The sequence below is a fragment of the Mycobacteriales bacterium genome, from assembly GCA_035995165.1.
In the GTDB taxonomy this organism is placed as follows: domain Bacteria; phylum Actinomycetota; class Actinomycetes; order Mycobacteriales; family CADCTP01; genus CADCTP01.
Genome location: DASYKU010000007.1, coordinates 24264 through 36624, shown reverse-complemented (window position 1 = coordinate 36624; position 12361 = coordinate 24264). Strand labels below are relative to the sequence as shown.

Below are 12361 nucleotides of genomic sequence, written 5' to 3'. Positions count from 1 at the left end.
ACGCGTTCGGCCAGCCGGACTCGACGAGCGCGGCGCAGGCGTCGGCCCACGCCACCGAGTAGAGGACGGGGAGACGGGTCGCCCCGCGGACATACGCGGCGACGAGTGCACGCCGACCGGAGGTCACCAGTCGGAATTGGTGCTCAGTACTGTCTGCCACTGGGTCTCGCCCTTTCAAGGAAGGTGCGGGATCAAGGGGCCGTTCGGTGTTAGCCCACCGGGCGGCCCCGCCTGTCGGGGGAAACGGGAGACGGCCGGCCAAGGGGCGGGCCGCGTGCGCTCCACGTGCAACAGGCAGCGGCGAAACGGGGTCTGCGACGGGGACCAAGGGTCAACGGCGGAGAACGCCGGACACGAGCCCGTAAGGGCAGTGAGCTGGGAAGACGCACCACAAGAAGGGTGGGCAGGGGCGGGGTCGAACCGCCGACCTTCCGCTTTTCAGGCGGACGCTCGTACCGACTGAGCTACCTGCCCGCGACCCCGACGGGACTCGAACCCGCGACCTCCGCCGTGACAGGGCGGCACGCTAACCAGCTGCGCTACGGGGCCAACACACGGTCGTACTGACCGCCCGATGACGGTACCAGACCTCGCGACCCGGTTCAGTCGAGGGCGAGGCGGCCCGGGCCGGGCCCGCGGGCGGCGTAGGAGTCGCCCGGGTTGGCGAGGCGGCAGCGATCCAGGGACAGGCAACCACAGCCGATGCAGTCGGTGAAGTCGTCGCGCAGCTGCTGCAGCCGGACGATGCGGGCGTCGAGCTCGGCCCGCCAATCCTCGGACAGCGTCGCCCAGTCTGCGGCGGTAGGCGTGCGTTCCGAGGGCAGCGACGCCAGCGCCGAGCCGATCGTGGCCAGCGGGATCCCGACGCGCTGCGCGATGCGGATGAACGCGATCCGGCGCAGGGTGTCGCGGGTGTAGCGCCGCTGGTTCCCGGGCGTACGCCGGGACCGGATCAGCCCGCGCGACTCGTAGAAGTGCAGCGCGGAGACCGCCACGCCGGCGCGGGCGGCGACCTGGCCGACGGTGAGCTCGCGGCCGCCGACGATCGTCACGGGATCAGCACCGTCTTCCCGACCGTCTGCCGGCCCTCCATCGCGCGGTGCGCGCCGGCGGCGTCGGACAGCGGAAACGACGTGATCAGCGGCTTCCAGGTACGGGCGAGCGCGGACGCTGCGAGACCGTGCAGGCCGCCGGTCCGGGTTGCCATCCGCGCGCCGATCGAGCACGAGACCGTCAGGCCCAGCCGGTAGAGGTCCCAGACGCCGAACTCGGTGGGGGTGCCGGACGACCAGCCGAACATGATCACCCGGCCGCCGGGGCGTACCCGCTCGAACAGGGACCGGCCGATCGCGCCGCCGGTGCCGTCCAGCAGGACCGTCGCGTCCGGGACCTGCCGAAGCCAGTCCGGCACCGAGTAGTCGATCACGAGGTCCGCGGTCACCTGCGCGGCCTTGGCCGGGCTGCCGACGAGGCCGACGGTCATCGCGCCGGCGTCGTGCGCGGCCTGGGTGAGCAGTGTGCCGAGACCGCCCGCGGCGCCCGGGATCAGGACGACGTCCGACGGGATGACCTCGGCGTCCTCCAGGATCGCCAGCGCCGTCCGGCCGGTGCCGACGAGCGCGACGGCGTCCGCAAGGGACAAGGACGAGGGGACCTCGTGGAGAGAGGACACCGGCGCGACCGCGAGCGAGGCGTACCCGCCGCCGGCCGGGCCGAGGTGCGCGACGACCCGCTGGCCGGACCAGGGACCGGGCGAGTCGACCACGCCCGCCACCTCCCGGCCGGGGACCGTCGGCAGCGTGGGCAGCGGCGGCCCGGGCTGCTCTCCCCGCCGCAGTGACGCATCGATCAGGTGCACGCCGGCGGCTTCGACCCGGATCCGCACGTGGTCCGGCCCGGGGACCGGATCGGGCGCGTCCTCGTACCGCAGGGTGTCCGCGTCGCCGAACTCGTACTGCCGGATCGCCTTCATCTCGCCGAGCCTAGAACCTCCATATATGTTGAGGTCAAGGGCGAGGACAGTCGCCGTCACGGCCGGTGATAGCTTGAGAAACGTTTCCCGAGCCCGGTATGCCGAGGTGACCACCGTGACGACCAGCGACACCTATCGCGAGGAACCGGACGTCTACGCCGCTTCTCGGGACACCACCGAGGGCCGCGTGCACACGGTCGCGGGCGGGGACTGGAACGAGTTCCTGGCCGAGGCCGCGGGCGAGGACCGCATCGCGCTCAACTTCGGCCCGCAGCACCCGTCCTCGCACGGCGTGCTCCGGATCGTGCTGGAGCTCGAGGGCGAGACGATCATCAGCGCCCGGCCGGTCATCGGATACCTGCACACCGGTATCGAGAAGAACACCGAGTACCGGACCTGGACGCAGGGCACGACGTTCGTGACGCGGATGGACTACCTGTCCCCGCTGTTCAACGAGACGGCGTACTGCCTGTCGGTCGAGCGGCTGCTCGGGATCGAGGCGCCGAGCCGCGCCAACACGATCCGCATCATCTTGATGGAGCTCAACCGGATCTCCTCCCACATCGTCAGCCTCGCGGCCGGCGGCATGGAGATCGGCGCGCTCACCGCGATGACGATGGGCTTTCGCGAGCGCGAGCAGATCCTCGACGTGTTCGAGCTGATCACCGGCCTGCGGATGAATCACGGCTTCGTCCGCCCCGGCGGCATCGCGCAGGACCTGCCGCCCGGCGCCGAGTCGGCGATCCGGCAGCTGGTCAGCTATCTGGACGGCAAGCTGCCGGAGTACGACAAGCTGCTCACCGGCCAGCCGATCTGGAAGCGCCGCCTGCAGGGCGTCGGCTACCTGTCGGTCGAGGGCTGCCTCGCGCTCGGTGTCACCGGTCCGGTCCTGCGCTCGGCCGGGCTGCCCTGGGACCTGCGCAAGACGGAGCCGTACATGGGCTACGAGACGTACGAGTTCGAGGTGCCGACGGCGACCGAGGCCGACAGCTTCGCGCGCTACCTGCTCCGGCTGGAGGAGATGCGCCAGTCGCTGCGGATCGTCACCCAGGCGCTGGACCGGCTGGAGCCCGGCCCGGTCATGGTCACCGACCGCAAGATCGCCTGGCCGGCGCAGCTCGCGCTCGGCCCGGACGGGCTGGGCAACTCGCTGGACCACGTGAAGAAGATCATGGGTCAGTCGATGGAGTCGCTGATCCACCACTTCAAGCTGGTCACCGAGGGGTTCCGGGTGCCGCCGGGCCAGGTCAGCACCCAGATCGAGTCGCCGCGCGGGCAGCTCGCGTACCACGTGGTGTCCGACGGCGGGACCAGGCCCTTCCGCGTGCACGTGCGCGACCCCGGGTTCATCAACCTGCAGGCGATCCCGGCGATGACGGAGGGCGGCCTGCTGGCCGACCTGATCCCGGCGCTGGCCTCGATCGACCCCGTGATGGGCGGCGTCGACCGCTGACTCCCGGCGGCGTGTCGGTCCCGGCGGGCCGACACCCGCCCCGGCAGGCGCCGAGCGGGCGCTGGCCAGGCGCGGACGCGGTCGCCGCGGCGCTGCTGGAGGACGCCGACGCGGTAGGCCTGACGGCGCTGGTCCGGCGGGCGTCGACCCCGGGGGCGGTAATTCTGTTGCGGTGGGGAACGGGCCCTGGTCGACTCGGGGAACCGACGACCAGGAGGAGCACGATGACGGCTGCGTTCATGTCCACCCACTCGACCTACCTCGAGGACATGACGCTCCGTGTCTCTGCTCAATCTCGGCATCCTGGCGCACGTCGACGCCGGTAAGACCAGCCTCACCGAGCGGCTGCTGCACGACGCCGGTGTGATCGACGAGATCGGCAGCGTCGACGCCGGCAGCACGCAGACCGACTCGCTCGCACTGGAACGCCGGCGCGGCATCACGATCAAGTCGGCCGTGGTGTCGTTCGCGATCGGCGGCGTGACGGTCAACCTCATCGACACCCCCGGGCACCCGGACTTCATCGCCGAGGTGGAACGGGTCCTGTCCGTGCTCGACGGCGCCGTGCTGGTCGTCTCCGCGGTCGAGGGCGTGCAGCCGCAGACGCGGGTGCTCATGCGGGCGCTACGCCGGCTCGCGCTGCCCACGCTGATCTTCGTCAACAAGATCGACCGCGGCGGCGCCGACACCGACCGGGTGGTCCGGATGATCGTTGACCGGCTGACCCCGGCCGTGGTCCCGATGACCGCGGTCCGGGACGAAGGCCGCCGGCGCGCCGCGGTGGTCGATGACCCGGAGCTGCCCGGCCGGCTGCTCAGCCGGCTGTCCACATCGGACGACCGGCTGCTGGCCGCGTACGTCCGGGACGGGTCCGTCCCGTTCGGACGGTTGCGGACGGAGCTGGCGGTGCAGACCCGGGACGCCCGCGTGCACCCGGTGTTCTTCGGCTCCGCGATCACCGGCGCCGGCGTACCCGAGCTGACCGCGGCGATAGCCGAGCTGCTCCCGGTCGGCGGTGGCGATCCGGATGCGCCCGTGTCCGGCACGGTCTTCAAGGTCGAGCGCGGGCCGGCCGGCGAGAAGATCGCGTACGCGCGGTTGTTCGAGGGGACCCTGCGGGTGCGGGACCGGCTGGACGGGGAGCAGAAGGTCACCGGCGTCGGGGTGTTCGCGCGCGGCGGCGTCGAGTCCCGCCCGTCCGTCCACGCGGGACAGATCGGCAAGCTCTGGGGGCTGCGCGACATCCGGATCGGCGACCCGATCGGGATTCCGCGCACGGGTCCGGCCGAGCACTTCTCGCCGCCCACGCTGGAGACGGTCGTGGTCCCGGAGCAGGGAGAGGACCGGGCCGCGCTGCAGGTGGCGCTCAGCCAGCTGGCCGAGCAGGACCCGCTGATCGACCTGCGCCAGGACGACGTCCGCCAGGAGGTGTACGTCTCCCTCTACGGCGAGGTCCAGAAGGAGGTCATCCAGGCCACCCTGGCCGACGAGTACGGCCTGGCGGTCACCTTCCGGGAGACCACGACCATCTGCGTGGAGCGGCCGACCGGCACCGGCGAGGCGTACGAGCTGATGGGCGAGGGGAACCCGTTCCTGGCCACGGTCGGGCTGCGGGTCGAACCGGCCACAGTGGACAGTGGGGTCGGGTTCCGGCTGGAGGTCGAGCTCGGCTCGATGCCGTACGCGTTTTTCCGCAACGTCGAGGACACCGTCCGGCGCACCCTGGCCCAGGGCCTGTACGGCTGGCAGGTGATCGACTGCGTGATCACGATGACGCACTCCGGCTACGCGCCGCGGCAGAGCCACGCCCACCAGAAGTTCGACAAGAGCATGTCCAGCACCGGCACCGACTTCCGCGGGCTGACCCCGTTGGTGCTGATGGCGGCGCTGCGCCGGGCCGGGACGCGGGTGCAGGAGCCGATCGCGCGGTTCCGGCTGGAGCTGCCGGCCGACACGATCGGCCCGGTGTCGGCGGTACTGGCCGCGCACCGTGGCGTGCCGCTGGCCTCGGCGATCCTGGGTGCGACGGCGGTGCTGGAGGGCGAGGTGCCGGCCGCGCGGCTGCACGAGCTGGAGCGGGCGTTGCCCTCGCCGAGCCGGGGCGAGGCGGTGCTGGAGTCCGAGTTCGACTCGTACCGGCCGGCGCCGGGGGAGCCGCCGCGCCGGTCCCGCACCGACGCGAACCCGTTGGACCGCAAGGAGTACCTGCTGCACGTGAACCGCCGGGTCTAGCGTGGCCGGGTGATCTCGGGGTTGCTGTCGCAGGTGCTGGTCGCGTTCACGATCGAGCTGGACAACGAGTTCGAGCACCGGATGCCGCACCGGACGGCGCGCGGCCCGGCGGCGCACTCCGGTCGCGGCCCGTGGCTGGTCTCCCTGCCGATGTGGCAGAACTACCTGCGCTGGCTGCCGGACGGCGCGGACCAGGCGAAGCTGGTCAACCTAGGCGGCCTGAAGCGGTGGAGCTACGTCGAGGACGACGGCGTGACGCTGACCCGGGCCGGCCGGGCCGCGAACAAGGTCTGGACCGGTCTCCCGGAGGAGATCGAGGCCCGCTGGGAGGTCCGGTACGGCGACCTCACCCCGCTGCGGGCCGCGCTCGGCGAGCATCCCGACCTGCCCTGGGCCCTGCCGGTCGCCGGACCGTCCCGTGTGGACCGTCCGGTGTGGACCCGCGGCCTCGGCCCGGACTTGCCCGGCCGGCTCTCCCAGACCCTGCAGGCGTACGCGCGGGACTACGAGCGGGAGTCGCGGCTCTCGCTGGCGGTGAGCGCGAACGTGCTGCGGGCGCTGACCCCGGACGGGGTCGCCCTGCGGGACCTGCCGGTACGGACCGGGGTGTCCAAGGAGGCCGTCAGCGTCTCGGTCGGGTTCCTCGAGCGGGTCGATTGCGTGACGGTCGTCGCCCGGGTCGCCCGGCTCACCGAGAAGGGCCAGAAGGCCCAGGCGAAATATCGAAGGCTCGTCGGCGGCGAGCGGGACGATCGGCTGCGGGCGGTCCTGAAAGGCCTGCTGGCGGATCCGGAGAAGCTGCGCCAGGGCCTGACGCCGCACCCGGACGGCTGGCGGGCGCACCCGCCGTACACGGCGGTGACGAGGGCGTTGCTCGCGGATCCGGCCGCGGTGCTGCCGCGCTACCCGATGGTGTCGCACCGGGGCGGTTTCCCGGACGGGAGCTGATCGTGCTGGCTACGATTCGGACATGCGGGACAGGCGCACCTCACGGTGACCCACACGGGGTGGCCCGGAGGGCCGGTGTGATGCTGGAGGGGTGAGCTTCCGCGACTTCGCCGACATCGGGGAGCTGGCCCGGGCCCTCGACGCGGTCGGCTACCTGCCGGACCAGGGCGTGGCCACGGCCGCGTACCTGGCGATCCGGATGCGCCGGCCGCTGCTGCTCGAGGGCGATCCGGGCGTCGGCAAGACCGCGCTGGCGCAGGCGCTCGCGGACCTCACCGGGGCCGAGCTGGTCCGGCTCTCCTGCTACGAGGGCATCGACGCCAGCCAGGCCCTCTACGACTGGGACTTCCCGCGGCAGCTGCTGCACCTGCGCTCGGCCGAGGGTGGCGGCAGCGACGAGCGGTCCGTGTACGACCGGCGCTTCCTCATCGCCCGGCCGATCCTGCGTGCCCTGGAGCACAGCCCGTCCGTGCTGCTGGTCGACGAGATCGACCGGGCCGACGACGAGTTCGAGGCGTTCCTGCTGGAGGTGCTGGCCGACAACGCGGTGACGATCCCGGAGCTGGGCACGATCCGGCCGGACGAGCCGCCGATCGTGGTGCTCACCTCCAACCGGACCCGGGAGGTGCACGACGCGCTCAAGCGGCGCTGCCTCTACCACTGGGTCAGCCATCCCGACCTCGATCGGGAGGTCGAGATCATCAAGCGGCACCAGCCGGAGCTGTCCGAGCGGCTGGCGGCTCAGGTCGCCGCGGCGGTCGGGGCGATGCGGGCGGCCGGGCTGGTGAAGCCGCCGGGGATCGCGGAATCGATCGACTGGGCGTACGCGCTGCAAATCCTGGGGGCGCGGGAGCTGGACGCGGCCGCGGCGGCGGCGACGCTGGGGACGGTGCTGAAGTATCGCGAGGACCAGGTCACGGTCGAGCGGGACGTGCTCCCGGACCTGCTGGCCCGGCTGGGCTGACCGGGGTGGACCCCGCCCAGAACCAGGCCGCCGGCCCGGGCACCCGCTCGGCCGGCGGCTCCGGCACCGGCCCGGGCGTGGATCCGGTCCGCGGCCTGACCGGGCTGGCGCGGTCGCTGCGGGCGGCCGGGGTGGCCGCGGACGCGTCCCGGCTGGCGGCCGCGGTCGGCGCGCTGGCGCACGTCGACCCGCTCGACCCGGCCCAGGTCTACTGGTCGGCCCGGCTCACGCTCTGCTCCGACCCGGACGACCTGCCCCGCTTCGACGCGGTCTTCGCGGAGTGGCTGACGCCGCCCCGGCCGGTGCCGGTCATGGCCCCCGTCCCGGTCGAGGCGCCGCTGGGGGCGGGGCCGGGGACCGACGGCACCGGCGCGGTGGAGCGGGTCGCGGCGACCGCGATCGAGGTGCTGCGGACCCGGGACGTGGCCGCGGTGACCGAGGTCGAGCGGGCCGAGCTCCGGCGGCTGATCGCCTTGCTGGCCCCGTCGGTCGGCACCCGGCGGTCGCGGCGGCGCCGCCCGGGCGGCCGGGCCGGCATCGACCGGGGCCGCACGATGCGGGCGATGCTGCGGGCCGGCGGGGAGCCGCTGGTGCTGGCGCGCTGGCGGCAACGGGAGAAGCCGCGCCGGCTGGTGCTGCTGGTGGACGTGAGCGGCTCGATGTCGCCGTACGCGGAGTGGTTGCTGCTGTTCGCGCACGCCGCGGTCCGGGTCCGTCCTTTCGCGACCGAGGTGTTCACGGTCGGCACCCGGCTGACCCGGGTCACCCGGGCGCTGCGGCTGCGGGACACCCAGGCGGCGCTGCGGGCGGCGGCCGCGACCGTGCCGGACTGGAGCGGCGGCACCCGGCTGGGCGAGTCCTTACGGGCGTTCCTGGACCTCTGGGGTCAGCGCGGGGCGGCCCGCAACGCGGTCGTGGTGATCTTCTCCGACGGCTGGGAGCGCGGCGGGGCCGAGCTGCTCGGGACGCAGGCCGAGCGGCTGCGCCGGCTCGCCCACGCGGTCGTCTGGGTCAACCCGCACAAGGGCAAGGACGGGTTCAGCCCGGAGACGGCGGGGATGGTGGCGGCGCTGCCGTACGTCGACGCGCTCGTCGCCGGCCACTCCGCCGCCGCGCTCGCCGAGCTCGTCACGGTGTTGCGCACGGCCTGACGGGGTGAGATCAGGCCGGGTGAGATCAGGCCGGGACGCCCGCCGAGACCAGGGCACGCTTGGTGAGGACCCGCGCGAGGTGCCGGCGGTAGGGCGCGTCGGCGTGCATGTCCTCGGCCGGCTCGGCCTCCTCGGCCGCGAGGGCGGCGGCCTCGGTCGCGCTCGCCCCGCCCGCCACCGCCTGTTCGGTCGAGACCGCCCGTACCGGCTGCGGGCCCATGTTGGCCAGGCTGACCCGCCCGCCGACCGCGGCGACCCCGACGATGGCCCAGTCGTTGGCCCGGCGGGTGAACTTCTGGTAGCCCCAGGGCTGCCCCGGCCGGGCCGGCATCCGCAGCTCGACGATCATCTCCTCGGGCTCCAGCGCGGTCTCGAAGTAGCCCTGGAAGAAGTCGTCGACGCCGATCTCGCGCCGTCCGGACGGCCCCTGCACGACCACTCGTCCGTCCACAGCGGACAGTGCCATCGGCAGGTCCGCGGCCGGGTCGGCGTGCGCGAGCGAGCCACCGATCGTGCCCCGGTGCCGGATCTGCGGGTCCCCGACCAGGCCGGCCGACCAGGCCAGCAGCGGCACCTGCTCGCGGACCAGCTCCGAGCTGGTGACGGCCTGGTGCCGGGTCGTGGCCCCGACGGCCAGGAAGGAACCGTCGACCCGGATGTAGTCCAGGTCGGACAGACCGCCGACGTCGATCAGCACCGACGGCGCCGCGAGCCGGACCTTCATCATCGGTAGCAGCGAGTGTCCGCCGGCCAGCAGCTTGGCCTCGTCCCCGTGCTGCTGCAGCAGGGCGACGGCCTCGTCCGCGGACTGCGCCGCGACGTACTCGAAGGGGGAAGGGATCACTGCTGCTCACCCGCCGCGGCGAGGACGGCCCGCACGATGTTGTGGTAGCCGGTGCAGCGGCAGAAGTTGCCCTCCAGCCCCTCCCGGACCTCCTGCTCGGTCGGGTGCGGGTTCTCCGCCAGCAGCCCGACCGTGGCCATCACCATGCCCGGCGTGCAGAAGCCGCACTGCAGCCCGTGCTCCTGCCGGAACGCCTGCTGCACCGGGTGCAGCTCACCGTCCGGTGTGGACAGTCCCTCGGCCGTGGTGACCGACCGGCCGTTGGCCTGGGCCGCGAGCACGGTGCAGGACTTGATCGACGTCCCGTCCAGCAGGACCGTGCAGGCGCCGCAGGAGGTGGTGTCGCAGCCGACGTTGGCCGCCCGCAGCCCGCGGAGCTCGCGCAGGTAGTGGACCAGCAGCAGTCGCGGCTCGATCTCGTCCACCCGGGTCTCGCCGTTGACGGTGATCTCGACCTTCACCGGCCGCTCCCTTCCTCGATGGCCCGCCAGATCGTGCGGGGGGACGTGGGCATGTCGATGTGCCGGACGCCGAGGTGGGACACCGCGTCGACGACCGCGTTCTGCACCGCCGGGGTGGCGCCGATGGAGCCGGCCTCGCCGATCCCCTTCGCCCCCAGCGGGTTGTACGTCGTCGGCGTGACCATGTCGACCAGCTCGTAGTTGGGCACCTCGGTCGCCGACAGGAACGGGTAGTCGGCGAAGCTCGCGGTCAGCGGGTTGCCGTCGGCGTCGTACACGACCTCTTCCAGCAGGGCCTGGGCGACGCCCTGGGCGATCCCGCCGTGCCGCTGGCCGTCGGCCAGCAGCGGGTTGAGGACGACGCCGGCGTCGTCGACCGCGACGAGCCGCTGCAGCACGGCCCGGCCGGTCTCGGTGTCCACCTCGACCACCGCGACGTGTGCCCCGAACGGGAACGTCGCCCCGGGCGCGGTGAAGACGGTGTGCACGAACAGCCGCTCCCGCTCGGCCAGCGAGGCCAGCGAGACCGCGGCCTGGGCGACGCCGGCCACGGTGAACGAGGACCGGTCGACGTCGAAGCGGAGGTCGCCCGGGTCGGCCTCGAGCGCGTCGGCGGCCCGCTCCCGGGCCACGTCGAGCAGCTCGATCGAGGCCTGCCGGACCGCGGCGCCGCCCTGCTGCAGGCTGCGCGACCCGCCGGTACCGCCGCCCTTGGGGATGAGGTCGGTGTCGCCCCACTTGAGCCGGATCTTCTCGACCGGGATGCCGAGCTGCTCGCTGGCCAGCATCGCCCAGGCCGTCTGGTGACCCTGGCCGTGCGGCGAGGTGCCGGTGAGGATCGTGGCGCTGCCGTCCGGGTGGACCTCGACGGTGGCGTTCTCGTTCGGCGCGCCGGACTCCGCGCCGCCGCCGGTGACCTCGACGTAGCTGGCCAGGCCGATGCCGAGCTGGACGACGTCGCCGCGGGCGCGGCGCTCGGCCTGCTCCTTGCGCAGCTCCTCGTAGCCGGCCGCGGTCAGCGCCCGTTCCAGCGCGCCCGGGTAGTCGCCGCTGTCGTAGAGCGCGCCGAAGCCGTTCGCGTGCGGCTCGGTGAAGGGCTCGAGCAGGTTGCGCCGCCGTACGTCGGCCGGGTCCATCCCGATCTCGGCCGCGAACAGGTCCATGGCCCGCTCCACCGCGGCGGTCGCCTCCGGCCGCCCGGCCCCCCGGTACGCCCCGATCGGCGTCGTGTTCGTGACCACCGACCGCGCGAACGACTCGACCTTGGGGAAGTAGTACGTCCCCGGCGTCATCAGCCGGGTCAGCGACGGCAGCAGCGCACCGATCCGCGGGTAGGCCCCGGCGTCCTGCAGCACCTCCAGCCGGTACGCCAGGACGGTGCCGTCGGGCCGGCCGCCGATCGTCACGGTCTGGTACTGGGCCCGGCCGTGGGTCATCGCGAGCAGGTTCTCGTACCGGGTCTCCGCCCAGCGGGCCGGGCGGCCCAGGGCCTTCGCGACCCAGGCGACCGCGGCGTGCTCGGGGTCGGCGCCGAACTTCGCGCCGAACGCGCCGCCCACGTCCGGGGTGATGACGCGCACCTGGGCCGCGTCGACGTTGAGCATCCCGGCCAGCACGGCCTTGGTGCCCTGCGCGCCCTGGTTCGGCACCCAGGTGGTCAGCCGGCCGTCCGCACCCCAGACCGCGGCCGCGGCGCGGGACTCCATCGGCGCCGGCGCGACCCGCTGGTTGAGGATCGTGCGGGTGACGACGACCTCGCAGTCGTCGAAGAGATGCTCGTCGAGCTCCTCGCCGTACGTGACGATCGTGTTGGTGCCGACCTCCGGGAACAGGACGATCTCGTCCTTGGCGGCGTCGCGCATGTCGACCACCACCGGCAGCGGGTCGTAGTCGACGCCGACCAGTTCGAGCATGTCCTCACCCTGGTACGGGTCCTCGACGACGACGATCGCGACCGGCTCGCCGACGTAGCGGACCACGTCGCCGGCCAGGACCGTCTGGGGCATCGTGTCCTTCAGGCCCATCCCCGGCTTGATCGGCGGCAGGTCGGCCAGGTCGGCGGCGGTGTACGCGGCGACCACGCCGGGGGCGGCCCGGACCGCGTCCAGGTCGACGCCGGTGATCCGGGCGTGCGCGACCGGGGAGCGGACGAAGAACACGTGCGCGGCCCCGGTCAGCCGCTCGTCGACGAGATCCTCGGTGTACTCGCCCCCGGTGGTCAGGAACTTCGGGTCTTCGGTCCGCAGTACTCGGGTCCCGAGGATGCTCACCAAGGCCTCCTGCCGATGTCGGGGAGACGTACCCGGAGGTACCTCCGCTTTCACTATGCCACTGAG

General features: G+C 73.1%; 10 protein-coding genes and 2 tRNA genes. 5 read left to right on the top strand and 7 right to left on the bottom strand.

What is annotated here, in order from left to right:
* Positions 1–400: 400 nt before the first annotated feature.
* The 4 genes from VGP36_01440 to VGP36_01425 all read right to left on the bottom strand — a co-directional run bounded on the left by VGP36_01440 (position 401) and on the right by VGP36_01425 (position 1972).
* Positions 401–474: transfer RNA gene (locus tag VGP36_01440), tRNA-Phe, on the bottom strand.
* 1 nt (position 475) lies between these two features.
* A tRNA-Asp gene (locus VGP36_01435) sits at positions 476–549 on the bottom strand.
* Between the two features lie 53 nt (positions 550–602).
* Complete coding sequence (soxR, locus tag VGP36_01430; GenBank protein ID HEV7653386.1) at positions 603–1046, bottom strand: redox-sensitive transcriptional activator SoxR; 444 nt, start codon at positions 1044–1046, stop codon at positions 603–605.
* 2 nt (positions 1047–1048) lie between these two features.
* Positions 1049–1972: a zinc-binding dehydrogenase gene (locus VGP36_01425; protein ID HEV7653385.1), complete on the bottom strand. Its 924-nt coding sequence runs from the start codon at positions 1970–1972 to the stop codon at positions 1049–1051.
* Between the two features lie 187 nt (positions 1973–2159).
* Here VGP36_01425 and VGP36_01420 point away from each other — a divergent pair, with 187 nt between their 5' ends.
* From VGP36_01420 to VGP36_01400, 5 genes are all read left to right on the top strand, one after another.
* Positions 2160–3425 carry an NADH-quinone oxidoreductase subunit D gene (locus VGP36_01420; protein HEV7653384.1) on the top strand — a complete coding sequence of 422 codons (1266 nt, stop codon included), beginning with the start codon at positions 2160–2162 and terminating at the stop codon, positions 3423–3425.
* A gap of 279 nt (positions 3426–3704) precedes the next feature.
* The gene (locus tag VGP36_01415; protein ID HEV7653383.1) at positions 3705–5657 is read left to right on the top strand and encodes a translation factor GTPase family protein; all 1953 of its coding nucleotides are present in this window, start codon (positions 3705–3707) and stop codon (positions 5655–5657) included.
* A 9-nt stretch (positions 5658–5666) separates the two neighbouring features.
* The gene (locus VGP36_01410) at positions 5667–6605 is read left to right on the top strand and encodes a hypothetical protein (protein HEV7653382.1); all 939 of its coding nucleotides are present in this window, start codon (positions 5667–5669) and stop codon (positions 6603–6605) included.
* A gap of 91 nt (positions 6606–6696) precedes the next feature.
* Positions 6697–7569 carry a MoxR family ATPase gene (locus VGP36_01405; protein ID HEV7653381.1) on the top strand — a complete coding sequence of 291 codons (873 nt, stop codon included), beginning with the start codon at positions 6697–6699 and terminating at the stop codon, positions 7567–7569.
* 77 nt (positions 7570–7646) lie between these two features.
* Positions 7647–8720, top strand: coding sequence for a VWA domain-containing protein (locus tag VGP36_01400; protein ID HEV7653380.1), 1074 nt, complete (start codon positions 7647–7649; stop codon positions 8718–8720).
* Positions 8721–8745: 25 nt separating this feature from the next.
* Here VGP36_01400 and VGP36_01395 read toward each other — a convergent pair whose 3' ends face one another.
* Genes VGP36_01395 through VGP36_01385 form a run of 3 tightly spaced genes read right to left on the bottom strand, consistent with a single transcriptional unit; the run spans position 8746 to position 12295 of the window.
* Complete coding sequence (locus VGP36_01395; protein ID HEV7653379.1) at positions 8746–9564, bottom strand: xanthine dehydrogenase family protein subunit M; 819 nt, start codon at positions 9562–9564, stop codon at positions 8746–8748.
* Positions 9561–10025 (bottom strand): (2Fe-2S)-binding protein, encoded by a 465-nt coding sequence (locus tag VGP36_01390; GenBank protein HEV7653378.1) that lies wholly within the window; start codon positions 10023–10025, stop codon positions 9561–9563. Before VGP36_01390 ends, VGP36_01395 begins: the two co-directional genes overlap by 4 nt.
* Complete coding sequence (locus VGP36_01385; GenBank protein ID HEV7653377.1) at positions 10022–12295, bottom strand: xanthine dehydrogenase family protein molybdopterin-binding subunit; 2274 nt, start codon at positions 12293–12295, stop codon at positions 10022–10024. Before VGP36_01385 ends, VGP36_01390 begins: the two co-directional genes overlap by 4 nt.
* Positions 12296–12361: the final 66 nt, after the last annotated feature.